Below are 18746 nucleotides of genomic sequence, written 5' to 3'. Positions count from 1 at the left end.
CGGTTCGGGCTTCACAGTCGCCTTGAGTGGAATAGACTCAACTTACGTCATGCTGAACATGGCAACAAAGCGGTGGCACCATCGCACGCAGTCGAACAGCAGAGCACCTCGAACAGCAGAGCACGGGAGGACGTACAAGCGTGGACGCGAGCAAGCTCACCACCAAGGCACAGGAAGCCCTGTCGGCGGCGATCCGGCAGGCGTCGAGCACGGGCAACCCCGATGTCACCCCGGTGCATCTGCTGCTCGCGCTGCTGGAGCAGCCGGAGGGCATCGCGGCCCCGCTGCTGGAGGCGGTCGGCGCGGACGTGCCGCGGATCCGGGCGGCCGCCACCCGGCAGCAGAACGCGCTGCCCAGCGCCCAGGGCTCCACCGTGTCCGGGCCGCAGCTGGCCCGGCAGACCGTCGGCACCCTCAACGAGGCGGCCGCCCGGGCCGCCGAACTGGACGACTCCTTCGTCTCCACCGAGCACCTGCTGGTCGGCCTCGCCGCCGAGGGCGGCCCGGTCGCCGAGCTGCTCAAGGGCGAGGGGGCGACCCCCAAGGCGCTGCTGGCGGCCTTCAAGGAGGTCCGGGGCAGTGCCCGGGTCACCTCCGCCGATCCCGAGAGCACCTACAAGGCGCTGGAGAAGTACGGCACCGACCTGACCCAGGCCGCCAGGGACGGCAAGCTGGACCCGGTGATCGGCCGGGACCAGGAGATCCGCCGGGTGGTCCAGGTGCTGTCCCGCCGGACCAAGAACAACCCGGTGCTGATCGGCGAGCCCGGCGTCGGCAAGACGGCCGTGGTCGAGGGGCTGGCCCAGCGCATCGTGGCCGGCGACGTCCCGGAGTCGCTGCGCGGCAAGCGGCTGGTCTCGCTGGACCTCAGCGCCATGGTCGCCGGGGCCAAGTACCGCGGCGAGTTCGAGGAGCGGCTGAAGGCCGTGCTCGCGGACATCAAGCAGTCCGAGGGCGAGGTCGTCACCTTCATCGACGAGCTGCACACCCTGGTCGGCGCGGGCGCCGGCGGGGACTCCGCGATGGACGCCGGCAACATGCTCAAGCCGATGCTGGCCCGCGGCGAGCTGCGGATGGTCGGCGCGACCACCCTGGACGAGTACCGCGAGCGGATCGAGAAGGACGCCGCGCTGGAGCGCCGCTTCCAGCAGGTCATGGTCGGCGAGCCCTCGGTCGAGGACTCCATCGCCATCCTCCGCGGCCTGAAGTCCCGCTACGAGGCGCACCACAAGGTGCAGATCTCGGACGCCGCCCTGGTCGCCGCGGCGACCCTGTCCAACCGCTACATCACCTCCCGGTTCCTGCCGGACAAGGCCATCGACCTGGTCGACGAGGCCGCGTCCCGGCTGCGGATGGAGATCGACTCCTCCCCGGTGGAGATCGACGAGCTGCAGCGCGCCGTCGACCGGCTGCGGATGGAGGAGATGGCGCTGGACAAGGAGTCCGACGCGGCCTCGGTGGAGCGGCTGGAGCGGCTGCGCCGCGACCTGGCCGACCGCCAGGAGCAGCTGGCCGGGCTCACCGCCCGCTGGCAGGCCGAGAAGTCGACCCTGAACAAGGTCGGCGAGCTCAAGGAGCGCCTGGACGACCTGCGCGGCCAGGCCGAGCGGGCCCAGCGCGACGGCGACTTCACCACCGCCTCCCGGCTGATGTACGCGGACATCCCGGCCGCCGAGCAGGAGCTCGCCGAGGCGCAGGACGACGCGCGCACCGAGGCCACCAGCGCCTCCATGGTGAAGGAGGAGGTCGGCCCGGACGACGTCGCCGACGTGGTGGCGTCCTGGACCGGCATCCCGGCCGGGCGGCTGCTGGAGGGGGAGACGGCCAAGCTGCTGCGGATGGAGGACGAGCTGGGCCGCCGCCTGATCGGCCAGACCACCGCGGTCCGCGCGGTCTCCGACGCGGTACGGCGCTCGCGCTCCGGCATCGCCGACCCGGACCGTCCCACCGGCTCCTTCCTGTTCCTGGGGCCGACCGGGGTCGGCAAGACCGAGCTGGCCAAGGCGCTCGCCGACTTCCTCTTCGACGACGAGCGGGCCATGGTCCGCATCGACATGAGCGAGTACAGCGAGAAGCACAGCGTGGCCCGGCTGGTCGGCGCCCCGCCCGGCTACGTCGGCTACGAGGAGGGCGGCCAGCTCACCGAGGCGGTCCGGCGCCGCCCGTACAGCGTGGTGCTGCTGGACGAGGTGGAGAAGGCCCACCCCGAGGTCTTCGACATCCTGCTCCAGGTCCTGGACGACGGCCGGCTGACGGACGGTCAGGGGCGGACGGTGGACTTCCGCAACTCGATCCTGATCCTGACCTCGAACCTGGGCTCGCAGTGGCTGATCGACCCGTCGCTGGACGACGCGGTGAAGAAGGAGCGGGTGCTGGAGACGGTCCGCACCTCCTTCAAGCCGGAGTTCCTGAACCGGCTCGACGACATCGTGGTCTTCGACCCGCTGGGGACCGAGGAGCTGGCCCGGATCGTCGACCTCCAGGTCGCGGCCCTGGCCAAGCGCCTCACCGACCGCAGGCTCACCCTGGACGTCACCCCGGCCGCCCGCGACTGGCTCGCCCTGACCGGGTACGACCCGGCCTACGGCGCCCGCCCGCTGCGCCGGCTGGTCCAGTCGGCCATCGGCGACCAGCTGGCCCGCGCCATCCTGAGCGGCGAGGTCCGCGACGGGGACACCGTCGTGGTCGACACCGCCGCGGACGCGGACCGGCTGACCGTCGGCCCGGCGGAGCGCACGGCCACCTCCTTCGAGAAGGAGTAGCCCGCGCCCGGCCGCCCGCGCCCCGCGTGCGGCGGCCTGTGCGGTGATGCCCCGGAACCCCGTCACGAGGGGCTCCGGGGCTTCGCCGGACCCCCCCGGATGAGGCAGGATGGGGGCGGTAAGTCCATTCGAAGGGAACCCGGCCAAGTTATGAGCATCGACCCGTCTTCCATCCCCTCATTCGGGGTGCCGCAGCCGCAGCCGTCGGGCCAGGACGGGCCGCCGCCGGTCGTCGTGCCCGACCAGGACCTGGTCACCCAGCTGCTGGACCAGATGGAGCTGAAGCACGCCGTGGACGAGGAGGGCGACCTGCTCGCCCCCTGGGAGGGCTTCCGCGTCTACTACATGTTCCGCGGCGAGCAGAAGGAGCTCTTCGCGGTCCGCGCCTTCTACGACCGCCCGCACCCGATCGAGCAGAAGGCCGAGCTGCTGGAGGCCCTCGACGAGTGGAACCGGGAGACCCTCTGGCCGAAGGTCTACACCCACGTCCACGACGACGGCGTGGTCCGGGTCATCGGCGAGTCGCAGATGATCGTCGGCATGGGCGTCAACATCAACTACTTCGTGGCGATGACGGCCAACTGGACCCAGGCCGCCGTCGGCTTCGACCAGTGGCTGGTCGAGCGCCTCGGCCTGGCCACCGACGTCGACGAGGACGAGGACGCGGACGGCACCGCCACCGACGGCTCGGCCGAGGGTGACGCCGAGGACAACGGCACCGAGGGCAACAGCACCGAGGACGGCCCGGCCGAGAGCTGACCGCTCGCTGCTCCGAGGGCCGGTACGCGCACGCCGCGTACCGGCCCTTCGCGTACCGGCCCTTCGCGCTGCCCTCGCCGGGCGGCGGTCCTCAGTTCGGGCTGTAGAAGGTCGCGGTCGGGCGCCAGTCCGGGCAGAGCAGCGGCCAGGTGGTGCCCGCCGGGGTGAGGCGGACCGGGGTGCTGGCGGTCAGGCCGTGGGCGAGCCGGGCCAGGCCCAGGGCCAGGGCGGTGGTGAAGCCGTACTTGTTCATCAGGGCGGCGCGGTACTGCGCTCCGAGGTCGGCGGTGCCCAGCGCCGCCCGGGCCGGGGACTGGCCGCCGGTGCGGGTGCCGCGGGCGTCGCAGGGTGCGACCAGCAGGCCGGGACGGTTCCGGAGCCGGACGGCGACCGGGGAGTCCGCCGCCAGCAGCACCCCGAGGGCGTCGCCGTCGGCGACCACCTTGCACACCAGGCTGGTCGGGACCTCGTCAGGGGAGTACGCGGTGAGCAGGAGATGCCTGCTCTCCGAGAGCCGCAGGGGCCTGCTGCTGTACCGCCTCGTGCTGCTGTGCCGCCTCGCCAGTGCCATGGCCGTTCGCCTCCTGGGGGGTCGCCTTGGGTATCTGGGCAGCCTCGCCGTACCAGCCCCGGGAGAGCAACGCCCGGAGCCTTTCCGCCGCGTGCACCTTGCGGCGTACGCCGTTGGGGTCCACCGCGGGCGGCAGCTCCACCGGCCGGTACTGCTCGTGCGCGGTCAGTACGTGCAGCCGTGCCGCCGGGAGCGGCTCGTGGACCTCGACGAACTCGCCGTGCGGCAGTCGCTTGATGGTGCCGGTCTCGCGGCCGTGCAGCACCTTCTCCCGGTCGATCCGCTGCAGGCCGAGGCACCAGCGCTTGGTGATGGTGAACGCCGCCACCGGCACCACGAAGAAGCCGATCCGGCAGGCCCAGGTGATGGCGTTGACGGAGATGCCGAAGCGCAGCGCGAACAGGTCGTTGCCGCCGGCGGCGAGCAGCAGCAGGTACTCGGCGATCCAGGCGACGCCGACCGCGGTCCGCACCGGGGCGTTGCGCGGGCGGTCCAGGATGTGGTGCTCGCGTCGGTCGCGGGTGATCCAGCTCTCCAGGAACGGGTAGACCGCGATGGCCACCAGCACCAGCGGGAACAGCGTCAGCGGCACCAGGATGCCCATCTCCAGGGTGTGGCCCCAGCCCCTGATCTCCCAGCCGGGCATGATCCGGATCAACCCCTCGGCCATGCCCAGGTACCAGTCCGGCTGGGCGTCGGTGGACACCTGGTCGGGCCGGTAGGGGCCGTAGGCCCAGATCGGGTTGACCGTGGCGACGGCGGCCACCACCGAGATCACTCCGAACACCAGGAAGAAGAACCCGCCGGCCTTGGCCACGTAGACCGGGAACAGCGGGGCGCCGATCACGTTCTTCTCGGTCCGTCCGGGGCCCGCGAACTGGGTGTGCTTGTGGTAGAAGACCAGGATCAGATGGGCCGTCAGCAGCGCCACCATCACGCCCGGGATCAGCAGCACATGGATGCTGAAGAAGCGCGGGATGATGTCGTTCCCGGGGAACTGCCCGCCGAACAGGAACATGGCGATGTAGGTGCCGACGATCGGCGTCGCCAGCACCGCCCCCTCGACGAAGCGGATGCCGGTGCCCGACAGCAGGTCGTCCGGCAGCGAGTAGCCCAGCAGGCCGTCGAAGAGGCCGAGCACCAGCAGGGTGAAGCCGAACAACCAGTTGATCTCGCGGGGCTTGCGGAACGCGCCGGTGAAGAAGACCCGCATCATGTGCACCGTCATCCCGGCGACGAACACGATGGCGGCCCAGTGGTGGATCTGACGGATCAGCAGCCCGCCGCGGACGTCGAAGCTGATGTCCAGGGTGGACTTGTAGGCCTCCGACATCCGGATGCCGTCGAGCGGGGTGTAGCTGCCGTGGTAGACGACCTCGCCCATGCTGGGCTGGAAGAACAGCGTCAGGTAGATGCCGGTGAGAATGATGATGATGAAGCTGTAGAGGCAGATCTCGCCGAGCATGAACGACCAGTGGTCCGGGAACAGCTTCCGCAGGTTGGCCTTGGCCATCGCGTAGAGGCCGAGCCGGCCGTCGACCCAGTCGGCGGCCGCGACCGCCGGGCCTTCCTCCTGCTGCGCCTCCTGCTGCGACATGGTGCACCCCCTGCGATCAAGTGGGGTCAGCTCCCCACTTCCCGAAAAGGATCGTAGCAGTAACCGGACAGGGCTCCCCACTTGCCCTGCTATCCTGCTTCCATGCACGTCAGCAACGCGCGCCCCACGGACCCCCGGCCGCCGCGGGCGGAGGCCCCTCCGCTGCGGGCGGACGCCCTGCGCAACCGGGAGGCCGTGATAGCCGCGGCCCGCGAGGTCTTCGCCGCCCAGGGGCTGGACGCACCGCTGGACGAGATCGCCCGCCGGGCCGGCGTCGGCAACGCCACCCTCTACCGGCGCTTCTCCACCCGGCAGGCCCTGATCGAGGCGGTCTTCGCGGACGGGCTCAGCACGGTGCTGCGCGCCGGCGAGCGTGCGCGGGGGGCGGAGGACGCCTGGGCCGGGCTGACGGCGCTGGAGGAGGAGATCTGCACCCTGCTGGTGACCGACCACGGCGCCAAGGACCTGCTCACCACCGGGATCCGCGGCATCCCCACCCTGGACGCGCTGAAGCAGCACAACCTGGAGACGGTCACCCTGCTGGTCCACCGCGCCCAGCGGCAGGGCACCATGCGCACCGACGTCACCCCGGAGGACCTGCTGGTCAGCCTGGGCGCCCTGTGCGCCGCGGTACCCGCCCTCTCCGCCGCGGCGCCGGACGCCTGGCGCCGCTACCTCGCCCTGCTCCTGGACGGCTTCCGCGCCGAGGGCGCGCACCCCCTCCCCGCGCCCACGCTCACCCCGGACCAGCTGGACACCGCCATGCAGGAACTCGCCGCCCCGATGCGGGCCTGATCCGCCCCCTACGGCGGTTCGGCGTAGCGTGAGAGCAGTACGTGACAGGCGGGGGACCGGCTACGGAGGCTGCCATGACCCGTCAGCACCACTTCCACCTCGACCACGCCGGGCACTCGATCACCGTCGAGGCCCGCACCGGTCGCACCCCCGAGGTCACCCTGCTCGTCGACGGCAAGGAGGTCGGCTACCGCCACCAGCGCGGCGCCGACGCCACCGTCCTCACCAGCGAACTGCCCGACGACCCTCCGCAGCCCTTCGAACTCCGCCTGGACCACCTCTGCCACGGCACCCGCGCCCTGACCTGCACCCTGCTCCTGGACGGCCGGGAACTCCCGATGCCGGAGCGCACCGCCGCCTAGGGCCGCATCGCCGCCTAGGGGCCGGACCACAGTCCGGGATCGCACCGCTGCCCGGCGTCCCGGCGCCGGTGCTACGCCACGAAGGACTTCGCCGCCAGCAGCCGCGCCAGGATCACCAGCGCTTCCCCGCTCGACTGGGCCTGCGCCGGGATGACCAGGTCGGGATGGTGCGGCGGCTCGTACCGGCGGTCGGCCCCGATCGGGTCGTGGGTCCGGGCCGGCGCCTCCACGTGGACTTCGAGGAAGTGGGTGCCGCTGCTGCGGTGCCGGTCCCGTACGGCGTCGCGAGCGCTCGCGTCCGGTGCGGCCGAGGACACCAGGGCGATCACACCGTTGTGCGCGAGCACCTCGGCCGTCAGGCCGACCCGGTGCACGCTCCTGGCGGGTGCCTCGTCGGTGCTGAGTGCCGCCACCCGGTAACCCGCGCCGCGCAGCCGCTCGGCCAGCGCCTGTGTCAGGGCCGATGTGCCGACGTCGGACGGACCGGTCAGCCATACCGTGACGCCGCAGCCGCACGGCTTGCTGCGCATCTGCATCATCGATTCAACCTCGTTCCACAGGCGGCGAGTTGGTCCGGCGCGGCCACAGCTCTCCGGAGAGGGTCCACCAGAGGGTGCCGTAGGCGATCACGATGCCGGCGATGCACAGGGCGGCCTCGGACGGCGCCATGGCCGTCGCGAGCCCCCCGGCCACCAGCTGGCTCGCGCCGAGGGACAGGGTGGAGAACATGAAGTCGACGCTGAGGACGCGCCCGCGGATGCCGTCCGGAGTGGCCGACTGCAGGGCGAAGGAGGACAGGGTGGAGTTCATGCTGCCGCCGACATGGGCCGCCACGACCAGCAGCACGGCCAGCGGGAACCAGGTGACCGTGGAGAAGCCCGCGTAGGCGGCGCCGAAGGTCAGTGTCGAGGCCAGGGTGAGGACGCGGATCCGGCCCTCCCGCCCCGACAGCAGCCGCCGGCCGGTCACCGGACCGATCAGCGCGCCCACTCCCCGGGCGGCGTACAGCAGCCCGACGCCGACGTCGCCCACGTGGAACACGGCCGCCCCCAGCGCCGGGAAGAGCGCCAGTACCCCGTTGCCCAGCGCGGTTCCCGGCTTGGCCAGCAGCAGCGCGACGATGCGGCGGTCCTCGCGGGCGAACGACGCGGTCTCGCGGAGGTCGTCCCGAACCCTCGCCCGCGGCCTGGCGTCCCGGCTGTCGCCGAAGGGCTTGCGCACCCGTCCGACCAGGGCCGCGGAGACGCAGAAGGTGACCACGTCGAGGGCGAAGCACCAGTCGATGCCGAGGACGGAGGCGAGCAGCGCACCCAGCGAGGCGCCCACGGCCAGCATGACGCCCCAGGCGCCGCCGCTGAGGGCGTTGGCGGTCAGCAGGTCGGACGTGGGCACCAGGTTGGGGAGCGCGGCGCTCGCGGCGGGACCGTAGAACGCCTTCACGCCCGCGACACCGCCCAGTGCGACCAGGGCGATCCAGGCGGTCGACCCGGACCGCACCAGGAACAGGGTGGCGATGAACCCCGCGGAGAGCAGGTCGCAGAGGACCATCAGCCGGCGGCGGTCGACCCGGTCGACGACCACCCCGGCGTACGGCGACATCACGGCGATGACCAGGGTGTCGGCGGCGAGGACCAGCGCTCCCCACAGCGGGCCGTCGGTCAGCTTCTGCAGCAGGGCCAGCAGCGGGATCATCGCGAACCAGTCGCCGCCGAGGCTGACCAGCTGGGACAGGTAGATGCGACGGAAGTCGGCCTCCTGGCGCAGCAGTCGCCCGGCCGGCCGCGGCGGCAGCGGCGGTCTCGGTTCGCTCTCCTTCGCGCTACTGCCCGTCAGCACGCAGGCTCGCACGAAGCTCGTCGGACCGCCCCGCCAGCAGGAGGGCGAGCCGGTGCCGGTCGGGATCGGGCAGTTGGCCGATCACCCGCCCGTCCACCCGGGCGAGGAAGCCGCGGCCGATTTCCAGGGCCGTCGCCATCGCCCGGTCGGTGTTCTCCAGCATCGCGTGCATCGCGATCCGCAGGTCGCCGAGGCACATGTCGCGTTCGTAGCCGGGCAGCAGTTCGGGGGCGTGCTCGCGGACGACGTCCCCGGTGACCGCCATCATGCGCATCCGGGCCGCGATGTTGTCGGGCTCGTACAGGCGCTGGGTGATGGAGCGTTCGCCCGCCTCCCGGATCCGCCAGTGGTAGACGACCTCCCCCACCACGTCCACGGTCCGCGCCTCGATGTGGGCCCGTACGGTGACGGGCGCGTCCTCGTACTGGGCCAGGGAGAAGGCGAAGCGGTGCTGCTCCCAGAAGGACCGGCGGAACACCTTGTTCCAGATCATCCGGTCCAGGATCAGGTCGCGGTCACGGGTGATGTGGGTGCGGCTGCGCGCGGTGGCGAAGACATCGGCGTACCGCGGATGGCGGTGCGTGCCCGAGGAGTCGAGGCGTCTGACGTCTCCGGAGGCGAAGTCGGAGCCGGTGCGCTCCAGGGATTCCACCAGGACCCGGTAGGCCGCCGGCGGGACGACGTCGTCGGAGTCGGCGAAGGCCAGATAGCTGCCGGTGGCCCTCAGCGCGCCGGCGTTGCGGGCCGCGCTGAGGCCGCGGTTGGGCTGGGTGACCAGGGAGAACCGCTCGTCCTCGGCCACCCGTGCGGCGGCGGTCCGCGGGCTGCTGTCGGTGGAGCCGTCGTCGACCAGCACGACTTCGATGTCCTTGAGCTCCTGCGCGGCCAGCGAGTCCAGGAGTTCGGAGAAGTAGGGGGCGACGTTGTAGAAGGGCACGACGATGCTGAGTGTCGGCATGGGGGCTACCTCAGTCCTGGGTTGTGCGGGCGAGGATTCCGGTGGCGCAGGCGATGCCCCCGGCGCCCTTGGCGAGTTCCGGTATCGGAACGCGGGCGACGCACTCGACTCCGTGCCGGGCCAGCAGCGCCGCCGTGTCCGCGGACCCGGTCGGCATGAGGACCGCCCGCGGTGCCACGGTGACGAAGTTGAACGCCAGTTGGGTGCGGACCTCGTCGGACTCGGGGATGTCGACCACGGTGAAGCCCAGTTCCCGCAGCAGCCCGACCTCCCCGGGGTCCATGACCGAGGTCCGGGCGGCGAGCAGGTCCGCGTCCAGCACCTGGAGGACGCCCAGCAGGTGCTGGACCCCGGTCGGCACGGACAGCCGGACGACCCGCGCGCCCTGCTGTCCGGCCTCGTCCTCGACCTGTCGTGCACCCGCTTCGTTGGTGCGGGCGCCCAGCCCCACGGCGACCAGGTCGGAGCGCAGCCACTGGGCGTCCGCGCCCTCGAAGACGCCGTCGGCACCGATGGTCCTGGCCACCGGTACGCCCAGCCGGGCGCACAGTCTGAGGGTCTGCAGCTCCTCGCCCGCACGGACGGTGCTGGCCATCCGGGGGATCACCGCGCCGGCCCTGGTCATCCAGAGCAGATCCCGCGCGTACATGGCGTTGGCGCCCCGGTACGGGTTCCCGCCGGGGGGCCCGGGGGCGGGCAGCTCGTGCACGGTGACGCCCAGGGCGCGGTAGGCCTCGGCCAGCCCGTCCAGGTCACGGCGGAGCGCGGTGCGGTCGAGCCGTTCCAGGTGCTGGAGCGCGTCCGGCTCAGCGGCGGTGAGCAGTTCGGCCGACGGGCAGTGCAGGACGACGTCGGTGAGCGGGTCGAAGTCGCGGCCCACCCGCAGCGGTGCCCAGGCGCCGCCGCGGGCGAGGTCGTCCTCCTGCCGCCCGGGACGGGAGCGCCAGCCCGGTCCGTGGTAGGCGGCCGCGGTCACAGCCATCGCTCCTCCTGCCCCTGGTGGTAGCCGAGTTCGTCCGCGACCGCCCGGACGGCCGGCTGGTCCAGCGCGGGGAGTACCAGGTCGGCCCGGCGGCGCCAGCGCGCGGGACGGGGACGGGCGGTCGCCATCACCACCGGGAAGTCCACCGGACCGGGTGGCTGCGGGATCCCGGCGAAGGCGAAGACGGACCGGAGGGTCGGCTCCCGGGTGCCGGGATCGAGGATCCGCTCGAACGGGACCCGCAGGACGGCGTCCGCGGTGTCGGGGCCGAGGCCGTCCAGGGCCGCCCGGTGCGCGCCCGCCCACTGGTGTGCGCAGACCCGTTCCAGCGGCTGGTCGACGAACTTCCCCCAGCCGGGCGGGATGTCGAAGTTCCACCAGCGCCGCGCCGCCGAGCCGAGTTCCGAGTACCCGTCGATGGACAGGGTGTGCTGCTCGGAGACGTCGTAGGAGAAGAACCCCCGGTCGCGCCAGCCGTCGTAGAGGCCGTTCACGCTCGCGGCGGGATTGCGGGTCAGGTGGATCACCCGGATCCGGGCGTTCGGCATCAGCCGCCGCAGCAGCGGCAGCCGGTAGGCGTCGACCGACGACTTGATCACCACGGGATGCCGCCGCAGCGCGTCGGGACCGGCGGCGGTGCGGGCGCGCGGCACCACGAACGGCGGTTCCTCGATGCAGTAGCCGTCGTGGGGCGGGCGGAGCGCGTCGTCGGCCGGCCGGCCGCGCAGCGCGGGCGGCAGGTCGTAGCAGCACGGGTCGAGACGCGGATGGTCGGCCCGGAGTTGCCGCAGCACCGCCGCGAACAGCGTGTCGGGATCGTCGGGGCCGGGGCAGGTCCGCAGCGCACGGGTCACCGCGTCCTCGACGGTCGGGTAGCCGATCTGCTCCAACGGCCACTGCAGGGCCAGCCGCCGGGTCACCACGGCCGCGTACCGCTTCAGGCCGACGGCATCCGACGGGGGACGGGCCGGCCCCGAGCCGAGCAGGGACATGAAGTCCCGGGAGAACTCGGCCCGGTCGAACGCGACGTCCGGCTCCAGCGCGTCGGAGCCGTCGGGGCCGCGGTCGAGCCTGTTCAGCTTGTACAGCGCGGTGTGCTCACCGGAGATGGACAGCACGTCCGGCTGGTCGGAGAGGATCTGGTGGAGCAGGCTGCTGCCGCCTCGGGAGGAGGCCACGATGGCCACCGCGCTGGTGATGCAGGACAGGTCCGCCGCGTCGGCCGGACCGTCGGGCGCGGTGCTCCGCAGCTCGGCCAGGGTGCGCCGGGCTGCGGTCAACGACCTTTCACGGGACGGGACTTCCAGCGCCTGAGTCATGGCAGCCGGACCCCGTCCGCGGTGCTCTCGGTGAAGTCGATGCCCCCGCCCGGTGGGACGTCGACGGTGAGCGGGCCGCCCGGGTGCTCACGCGGTTCGGTGAGCCGTCCGCCGGACGGCGACAGCACGGTGAAGCAGAGCCCCGCGGCCTCGGCGTCGACCGTCAGCCGGGTCGCGTAGCCGCCGTTGAGCACGACGGCGGGCCGGTCGATCCGGCAGGACGTGGAGGGCTGCAGGACGAACACGATGTCGCGCTCGGCGGCCCGCGCCCGCAGCACGCCGTGCGAGGCGTTGTGGGCGGTGCGGTGTTCCAGGAAGCCGCTCATGTTGTCGGCGTAGAGGCGGTGGTACCACCGCAGCACGTCCCTGGACTGGTCGGAGAGGCGGGCGAAGTCCGATCCGTAGGCCGGGATGCCGGCGGCCAGCATGGCGATGACCGCCACCGCGACGTCCTGCGGGGAGTCGTCGGGGCCGAAGGTCTGGTAGTCGTTGATCGCGGCCGGGGTGTAGGCCTGGACGTGCAGGGTGCGCAGGAAGTTGGTCCGCGGGTCGAAGGGCGCGTCGCCGGCGCGCATGCAGGTGCCGTAGGGGGTGAGGAACACCGTGCCGTAGTTCTGCTTGAGTTCGACGATGTAGTCCGGGGACAGCTCGTGCGTGCGCCGGTCGGCCTCCGCCAGCATCAGCCGCAGGCCGATGAGCATCGAGTCCAGGTCGTGCTCGTGGTGCGGGCTCTCGCAGCGCAGGTCGGGTATCCAGTTGAACAGGTCGTACTTGGCCCCGTGGAAGCCGTACTCCTGGACCAGCCGTACGCAGACGTCGGCCATGGCCCGGCGGGCCTCGGCGTTCATGAAGCAGAGCGAGTAGAACTGGGTCTCGCCCAGCACGGGTTCACCCGAAGCGGGTGCGATCAGCAGGTGACGGCGCCCGGCGAAGGCGTCGGACGCCGGTCCGACGGCGTGCGGGGCGCACCAGATGACGGCCCGCGCCCCCAGCGCCTCGATGCGGCGCACCAGCCCGTGCATGTCGGGGAACTTGGCCGGGTCGGGCGTCCAGTCGCCGATGTTCAGCGGGGTCTCGTAGGCGGTGTCGAGGCCGGGGCCGAACCAGCCGTCGTCGATGATGAAGTTCCGGACGCCGACGTCGAGGCCGATCTTGACGTTCTCCAGGACCATGGCCTCGCCGATGTCGTCACTGGCCCAGTCGGTCCAGCTGCACCAGAAGGGTTCGAAGGAGGTGGCGACGATGCGGTCCTCCAGCCCGAAGACCGAGCGGGTCCGCTCGGAGAAGTCCCGCAGCACGTCCAGCCAGGGTCCGTGGCTGCCCTGCTCCGGCCTGGTGCGGAGGTAGACGTACTCGGTCACCGAGCCGTCGGCCGCCGGAACGGACCGGGGCAGCGGGTACTCGTCCGTCCCGCGGCGGACACTCACCTCGACGCCACGGGTGTGGACGTTCAACGCCCGGTTGGAGACCGGCTCCAGGAGCCGGAGGTCGGTCTCGACCAGTTCGCCCAGGACGCCCATGGCCAGCTCGACGTTCCCGTCCCGCCCGGTGAACAGGTAGAGCGGGACCTTGACGTCGTTGATCTTCGACTGGGCGAGCCGCCCGTACTTCCAGAATCCGGTGACGTGCATCAGGTTCATGAACCAGCGGCCGCTGTCCGGTGGGACCACCTCGTCGAAGTTCCCCATCGGGGCCCGCAGCAGGTACTCCAGGGAGACGATCCGCTCGCCGCCCGGCGGGCGCACGGTCACCCGGTACGGCGCCGCCGCACCCACGCCGACCTCGACGCCCTCGCGGGTCACCGCGGCGGCCTCCCCGAGCGGGAAGGGGCCGAACTCCCGTTCCTCTCCCGACTCCAACCGGACTAACAAGCGCATGTGCGGCATCGCGTGCATGGCTGTGCCCTTCTGATCGTTGCGGTGCTGATGCACTGGCAGAAGGCCCTCACCGGGCGGCAGGACGGGTCGGTGTTACGCTCCGTTCACAATCCGGAGCTAACCATAATCAAACATTGAGCGTCAACGGATCAGCTCAACTTCCCAGGATAATCAACATAGTTGAACCAAATCAGACACCAGCGGCGTCGCGATCTCAGGGCTGGATCAGGCCGCCGACCGGGACGGGCGGGACGTGGCCGGTGGCCGGGGCGGTCTGCGCCAGGGCGAGGCCGATGTCGACCAGCGACGACCGGCGCAGCCGGGCGACGTCGGGGACCGGGGTCCACACCGACTCGGCGGTCTCGCCGTTGGGTTCGGGCCGGAGCCGGCCGCCGACGATGCGGACCTGGTAGAAGACGCCGACGTTCTGGTGCTCGGCCCCCGCGCGAGCGAGGGCAGCCGGGATCACCCTGGAGTCCACGCCCAGCAGGCGCTCGACCACCGCGTCGCAGCCGGTCTCCTCGGCTACCTCCCGGACCACCGCGTCGAACGGGTCCTCCCCGTGCTCGACCCCGCCGCCCGGAAGGGTCCAGACGGGTACGTCCTCCGGCGGTACGTGCAGGGCGAGCAGCACCCTCCCGCCCTCGACGCACACGGCGTAGGCCGCCAGCCGGAAGCTCATTCCGGCGTTACTGGTGGCGCAGGTCGGCGAGGCCTGCGGTCAGTCCCTCGACCGCTGCGGAGATCACGTCCAGGCGCTTGCAGAAGGTGAAGCGGACCTGGCTGCGGCCGGCGTCGGGGTCGTCGTAGAAGACGGAGTTGGGGACGGCGACGACGCCGCAGCGGGCGGGCAGGGCGCGGCAGAAGGCGTAGCCGTCCTTCTCGCCGAAGGGGGTGATGTCGGTGGTGATGAAGTAGGTGCCCTGGGGCTCGTACACCTCGAAGCCGGCGCTGCGCAGCCCGGCGTCCAGCAGGTCGCGCTTGCGGAGCAGGTCGGTGCGGAAGTCGGCGTAGTACGCGTCGGGCAGGCGCAGGGCCTCGGCGACGGCGTACTGGAACGGGCCCGCGCTGACGTAGGTCAGGTACTGCTTGGCCGTGCGGACGGTGCTGACCAGCTCCGGGGTGGCCGTCACCCAGCCGACCTTCCAGCCGGTGAAGGAGAAGGTCTTCCCGGCGGAGGAGATGCTCACCGTGCGTTCGCGCATGCCGGGGAGCGCGGCGATCGGGTGGTGCGCGCCGGAGAAGACCAGGTGCTCGTAGACCTCGTCGGTGACCACCAGCAGGTCGCGTTCGACGGCGAGTTCGGCGATGGCGGTCAGTTCGTCGGGGGTGAGCACCGTGCCGGTGGGGTTGTGCGGGGTGTTGAGCAGCAGCAGCCGGGTGCGCGGGGTGACCAGGGACCGCAGCAGGTCCAGGTCGGGGCGGAAGTCCGGGGCGCGGAGCGTCAGCGGGACCCGGGTGGCGCCGGCCATGGCGATGCAGGCGGCGTAGGAGTCGTAGAAGGGCTCAAAGGCGATGACCTCGTCGCCGGGTTCGAGCAGGGCGAGCATCGCCGCGGCGATGGCCTCGGTGGCACCGGCGGTGACCAGGACCTCGGTGTCCGGGTCGTAGCCGAGGCCGTAGAAGCGCTGCTGGTGCTCGGCGATCGCGGTGCGCAGCTCGGGGATGCCGGGGCCGGGCGGGTACTGGTTGCCCCTTCCCTCGCGGATGGCCCGCGCCGCGGCCTCGGCGATCTCGGCCGGGCCGTCGGTGTCGGGGAAGCCCTGGCCCAGGTTGATCGCCCCGGTCGCGGTGGCCAGGGCCGACATCTCCGCGAAGATCGTCGTCCCGAGTCCGGCCAGCCGGCGGTTCAACAGCGGCCTCGCACCCATGTCGCCAACACCTCTCCTGCGCCGTCCGGTGACGCCCCTGCCGGGCAGCCTACGGGTTCGCGACCGGACGCCCGGTCGGGGCGGGGTGGTGAGGTGACCGCCTCCACCGCGTCGGCCGCGCCACCCTGGCGGGTGACGGCGCATCAGCGATTGACAGGCGGGTGTGCCGTACGAGTGACCCTCGAAGGAGTGAGAACGGCAGGGGACAGTGCTGGGGTCGATTGCCCAGGGCATGTGACAATCGTCGATTTCCTTCACCGGCCCTTCCGAAGCAGTTCCCAGGGTGCTTCCGGTTATCCCTGCGACCAGGGTTTTCCCACGTCAACGGGCAGCATCGGTCAGGGCCGCGGACACAAGGAGAAGGAATCCATCCGGGAATGATGGTAGGGCGGTGAAGTTGGGTAAATGCTCTACGAACACGGAGTATTCGTGCTTCCCTGCTTCTGAGTCCCCGAATGACCGCTGCCGCAGGGCAGCCATGTCCCGATGCGCCATGCCCGCAGGACCGTGCGCGTGTTCGGCGGCAGTTCCGACCCGGTGCCCTCGAGTGACCCGAGTACGCGGAGCCAAGAATGCTCACCACCCTGAACACCTCCTACACCGACACCCGCGCCGGGGATCTGGCCTGGTGCCTGGGCAGCAAGGAACTGCCCGCGCTGGCGGTCCTGGATCTCCGGATCGGCCCGGTGGACCTCCAGTTGCGCCTGCTCGGCGCCTCTCACCAGGTGGTCCTGGGTACGGAGTCCGGCCGTTGCTCGGAGACCGTGGCCTGTCTGCCGGGGCGGCGCTCGCCGCTGCCGGCCCGGGTGGCCGAGCGGGTCCAGGGTCGGGAGTACGAATTCGCGGCCCGGGTGGAAAGACTGGAGGAACAGAGTTTCGCCGGTAGGGCACAGGAGTTGCTCGCGCTGGTGGAGAACCATCCCTATGGACTGGCCGGGGTGTTCCCCGGCGACCCGACCGCCTTCACCGCATTGCTCGCCGGAGGCGACGCGCAGGGCATCCACTGGCGCACCTGGCATGCCTATCCGCAGGAGGGGCGACTGGTGTGCACCCGCTCGTCGCTGAAAGTTCAGGACTGGTACCGGAGTTGACGGATCGACAGAGGAACCGGAATTCCGTGCGGGGTTCCGTCAGGGGTTCTGCACGAGGGCGGTGCCAGGCCCGGCGCAGTTTTCATGGACATGCCCATGTGTATGTCCGCTCACATGATCGAAGCGTCAATGCGGAACATGTCCCTATCACTCTCACGGGGGAAGTGGCCGTGACCTGACGTCGCCTAGCGTTTGTTCGTGATCAACCATTCCGCAGGTTCCTCGCAGCCGCCGACCGAGGGCAGGCCGGCCGACGGCAGGCGTGCCGCCCGGCTGCTGGTGCTGCTGGCGGCGTTCGTCTGCGCCGCCTGCGGTCTGGTGTACGAACTGGAACTGGTCGCCCTGGGCAGCTACCTGCTCGGCGACTCGGTCACCCAGGCCTCCGTGGTGCTCTCGGTGATGGTCTTCGCCATGGGTGTGGGCTCACTGCTGGCGAAGCGCTTCACCCGCCGCCCGGCCACCTCCTTCGCCCTGGTGGAGAGCGCACTCGCGCTGGTCGGCGGGCTGTCCGTGCTGCTGCTCTACGGCTGCTTCGTCTGGGTCGGCCACTACCGGACCGCCCTGGTCGGGGTGGCGCTGCTGATCGGCATCCTGATCGGGGCGGAGATCCCGCTGCTGATGACCCTGATCCAGCGGATCCGCAGGCAGGAGGCGGGACGGGCGGTCGCCGACCTCTTCGCCGCCGACTACGTCGGCGCCCTGGTCGGCGGTCTGGCCTTCCCCTTCCTGCTGCTGCCGATGCTGGGCCAGGCCACCGGCGCCCTGCTGACCGGTGCGGTCAACGCCGTCGCCGGCGCGGTGGTGGTGCTGTGGCTGTTCCCCAGGGAGCCCAGCCCCCGGGTGCGGGTGCTGCTCTGGGGCCTGTGCGGCGCGGTGCTGGTGGTCCTGGCCGTCGCCGCCGCGCTCACCGGGGCGTTCGAACGCGCCGCGCGGCAGGCGCTGTACGGGGCGCCGATCCGCTTCTCCACCCAGAGCCGCTACCAGGACATCGTGCTGACCGGGGCCGCACGGGTGCCCCCGCCGCGCACGGCGAGCATGGGGTACCCCCCGCACGAAGTGCCCGGGGAGGGCAGCCAACCCGCCTCCCGTCCGGCCGAGGACGCGGCGGCGGCGGCTTCGCTGCGGATGTACCTCGGCGGCAGGCTCGCCGTCTGCGGTGCCGACCAGGCCCGCTACCACGCCGCGCTGGTCCAGCCCGCCCTGGTCGGCGCGCACGCCCGGGTGCTGGTCCTCGGCGGCGGTGACGGCCTGGCGGCGGCCGAGGCGCTGCGCGAGCCGGGCGTGCGGGAGGTGACCGTGGTCGAGATCGACCCGGCGGTGGTGCACCTCGGCCGCACCGACCCGGCGCTCACCCGGATGAACCGGAACGCCCTGGCGGATCCCCGGGTACGGGTGGTCACCGCCGACGCCTTCGACTGGCTGCGCACGGCGGCCCGCGGCGGGCAGCGCTACGACGTGGTCGTCGCCGACCTCCCCGATCCCGGCCTGGACGAGGGGCGCAAGCTCTACACCCAGGAGTTCTACGGCATGGTCCACCGGGTGCTGGCCCCGGACGGGCGGCTCGCCGTGCACGCCGGACCGGTGGCCGCGGACGCCTTCTGGGCGGCCGAGGCCACGCTGCGCTCCACCGGACTGCGGACCGCCGAGTACGCGGTGCCCGCGGACCGTTCCTGTGACGGGCCGACCGACTGGGGGTTCATCCTGGCCTCCGTCGGCGCGCCGAGGCTCCGCCCGCCGACCAGTTCCGACGCCTCGCCCGGCAGCCTGGACGCGGCCGCGCTGCGGATCGCGGTCACCCTCGCCGACCTGCGCCGTCCGGCGCACCAGCCGGCCCCCTCGACCCTGCTGAACCCGCGCTGAGGGCCGTCGCGAGGCCGGGGCGAGGCCCAGGCGAGGCCCGTGGCGGGCTGCGCCGAATCCGTGCCGAGTCCGTGCCGGGTTCACGTTGCGTGAGGTTCACAGCCGC

Annotated in this window: 15 protein-coding genes and 1 pseudogene; 6 read left to right on the top strand and 10 right to left on the bottom strand. The window is 71.9% G+C overall.

Going from position 1 to position 18746, the window contains the following annotated elements:
* The first annotated feature begins 140 nt into the window (after positions 1 to 140).
* Both clpB and ABUW04_RS12825 read left to right on the top strand, forming a co-directional pair.
* Positions 141 to 2762: an ATP-dependent chaperone ClpB gene (gene clpB / locus ABUW04_RS12830; RefSeq protein WP_380564634.1), complete on the top strand. Its 2622-nt coding sequence runs from the start codon at positions 141 to 143 to the stop codon at positions 2760 to 2762.
* A gap of 150 nt (positions 2763 to 2912) precedes the next feature.
* Complete coding sequence (locus tag ABUW04_RS12825) at positions 2913 to 3521, top strand: type III secretion system chaperone family protein (protein WP_380564633.1); 609 nt, start codon at positions 2913 to 2915, stop codon at positions 3519 to 3521.
* Positions 3522 to 3612: 91 nt separating this feature from the next.
* Here the strand turns inward: ABUW04_RS12825 and ABUW04_RS12820 are convergent, their stop codons facing one another.
* Together ABUW04_RS12820 and qcrB are read right to left on the bottom strand one after the other, a co-directional pair.
* Entirely contained in the window at positions 3613 to 3963 is a 351-nt protein-coding gene (locus ABUW04_RS12820; RefSeq protein ID WP_380564632.1) for a PPOX class F420-dependent oxidoreductase, read from the bottom strand.
* Positions 3964 to 4087: 124 nt separating this feature from the next.
* Positions 4088 to 5689: pseudogene (gene qcrB / locus ABUW04_RS12815) on the bottom strand (cytochrome bc1 complex cytochrome b subunit); the annotation flags it as partial.
* A 102-nt stretch (positions 5690 to 5791) separates the two neighbouring features.
* Between qcrB and ABUW04_RS12810 the strand changes: the two are divergent.
* Together ABUW04_RS12810 and ABUW04_RS12805 are read left to right on the top strand one after the other, a co-directional pair.
* The gene (locus tag ABUW04_RS12810; RefSeq protein WP_380564630.1) at positions 5792 to 6484 is read left to right on the top strand and encodes a TetR/AcrR family transcriptional regulator; all 693 of its coding nucleotides are present in this window, start codon (positions 5792 to 5794) and stop codon (positions 6482 to 6484) included.
* A gap of 74 nt (positions 6485 to 6558) precedes the next feature.
* Entirely contained in the window at positions 6559 to 6846 is a 288-nt protein-coding gene (locus tag ABUW04_RS12805) for a hypothetical protein (RefSeq protein WP_030257989.1), read from the top strand.
* Between the two features lie 71 nt (positions 6847 to 6917).
* Here the strand turns inward: ABUW04_RS12805 and ABUW04_RS12800 are convergent, their stop codons facing one another.
* From ABUW04_RS12800 to ABUW04_RS12765, 8 genes are all read right to left on the bottom strand, one after another.
* A complete protein-coding gene (locus ABUW04_RS12800) occupies positions 6918 to 7385 on the bottom strand; it encodes an adenylyl-sulfate kinase (protein ID WP_380564629.1) in 468 nt (155 codons plus the stop codon).
* Between the two features lie 4 nt (positions 7386 to 7389).
* The gene (locus ABUW04_RS12795; RefSeq protein ID WP_051725741.1) at positions 7390 to 8682 is read right to left on the bottom strand and encodes an MFS transporter; all 1293 of its coding nucleotides are present in this window, start codon (positions 8680 to 8682) and stop codon (positions 7390 to 7392) included.
* The gene (locus tag ABUW04_RS12790) at positions 8666 to 9640 is read right to left on the bottom strand and encodes a glycosyltransferase family 2 protein (protein ID WP_380564628.1); all 975 of its coding nucleotides are present in this window, start codon (positions 9638 to 9640) and stop codon (positions 8666 to 8668) included. The genes ABUW04_RS12795 and ABUW04_RS12790 overlap by 17 nt, the downstream gene beginning before the upstream one ends.
* Before the next feature lie 10 nt (positions 9641 to 9650).
* On the bottom strand, positions 9651 to 10622 hold the full coding sequence (locus ABUW04_RS12785; RefSeq protein ID WP_380564627.1) for a dimethylarginine dimethylaminohydrolase family protein: 972 nt from the start codon (positions 10620 to 10622) through the stop codon (positions 9651 to 9653).
* Positions 10613 to 11902, bottom strand: a complete 1290-nt coding sequence (locus tag ABUW04_RS12780) for a hypothetical protein (RefSeq protein ID WP_380564626.1) — start codon at positions 11900 to 11902, stop codon at positions 10613 to 10615. Before ABUW04_RS12780 ends, ABUW04_RS12785 begins: the two co-directional genes overlap by 10 nt.
* 35 nt (positions 11903 to 11937) lie before the next feature.
* Positions 11938 to 13818 (bottom strand): alpha-galactosidase, encoded by a 1881-nt coding sequence (locus ABUW04_RS12775; protein ID WP_380564625.1) that lies wholly within the window; start codon positions 13816 to 13818, stop codon positions 11938 to 11940.
* Positions 13819 to 14032: 214 nt separating this feature from the next.
* On the bottom strand, positions 14033 to 14500 hold the full coding sequence (locus ABUW04_RS12770; protein ID WP_380564624.1) for an NUDIX hydrolase: 468 nt from the start codon (positions 14498 to 14500) through the stop codon (positions 14033 to 14035).
* Positions 14501 to 14507: 7 nt separating this feature from the next.
* Positions 14508 to 15689, bottom strand: a complete 1182-nt coding sequence (locus ABUW04_RS12765; protein ID WP_030258006.1) for a pyridoxal phosphate-dependent aminotransferase — start codon at positions 15687 to 15689, stop codon at positions 14508 to 14510.
* A gap of 572 nt (positions 15690 to 16261) precedes the next feature.
* Here ABUW04_RS12765 and ABUW04_RS12760 point away from each other — a divergent pair.
* Positions 16262 to 16780 (top strand): DUF2617 family protein, encoded by a 519-nt coding sequence (locus ABUW04_RS12760; RefSeq protein ID WP_030258008.1) that lies wholly within the window; start codon positions 16262 to 16264, stop codon positions 16778 to 16780.
* A 201-nt stretch (positions 16781 to 16981) separates the two neighbouring features.
* Complete coding sequence (locus ABUW04_RS12755; protein WP_380565021.1) at positions 16982 to 18640, top strand: spermine/spermidine synthase domain-containing protein; 1659 nt, start codon at positions 16982 to 16984, stop codon at positions 18638 to 18640.
* Positions 18641 to 18746 lie beyond the last annotated feature (106 nt).

It is taken from the genome of Streptacidiphilus jeojiensis, assembly GCF_042510965.1.
GTDB lineage: Bacteria > Actinomycetota > Actinomycetes > Streptomycetales > Streptomycetaceae > Streptacidiphilus > Streptacidiphilus jeojiensis.
This window is presented reverse-complemented; position numbering and strand designations above follow the sequence as displayed.

Bases quoted from the DNA above. Each gene is read 5' to 3' on its own strand.
- ABUW04_RS12770 (WP_380564624.1), bottom strand. From the start codon at position 14,500: ATGAGCTTCCGGCTGGCGGCCTACGCCGTGTGCGTCGAGGGCGGGAGG.
- ABUW04_RS12790 (WP_380564628.1), bottom strand. From the start codon at position 9,640: ATGCCGACACTCAGCATCGTCGTGCCCTTCTACAACGTCGCCCCCTAC.
- ABUW04_RS12765 (WP_030258006.1), bottom strand. From the start codon at position 15,689: ATGGGTGCGAGGCCGCTGTTGAACCGCCGGCTGGCCGGACTCGGGACG.
- ABUW04_RS12775 (WP_380564625.1), bottom strand. From the start codon at position 13,818: ATGCGCTTGTTAGTCCGGTTGGAGTCGGGAGAGGAACGGGAGTTCGGC.
- ABUW04_RS12825 (WP_380564633.1), top strand. From the start codon at position 2,913: ATGAGCATCGACCCGTCTTCCATCCCCTCATTCGGGGTGCCGCAGCCG.
- ABUW04_RS12810 (WP_380564630.1), top strand. From the start codon at position 5,792: ATGCACGTCAGCAACGCGCGCCCCACGGACCCCCGGCCGCCGCGGGCG.
- ABUW04_RS12805 (WP_030257989.1), top strand. From the start codon at position 6,559: ATGACCCGTCAGCACCACTTCCACCTCGACCACGCCGGGCACTCGATC.
- ABUW04_RS12785 (WP_380564627.1), bottom strand. From the start codon at position 10,622: ATGGCTGTGACCGCGGCCGCCTACCACGGACCGGGCTGGCGCTCCCGT.
- ABUW04_RS12760 (WP_030258008.1), top strand. From the start codon at position 16,262: ATGCTCACCACCCTGAACACCTCCTACACCGACACCCGCGCCGGGGAT.
- ABUW04_RS12800 (WP_380564629.1), bottom strand. From the start codon at position 7,385: ATGATGCAGATGCGCAGCAAGCCGTGCGGCTGCGGCGTCACGGTATGG.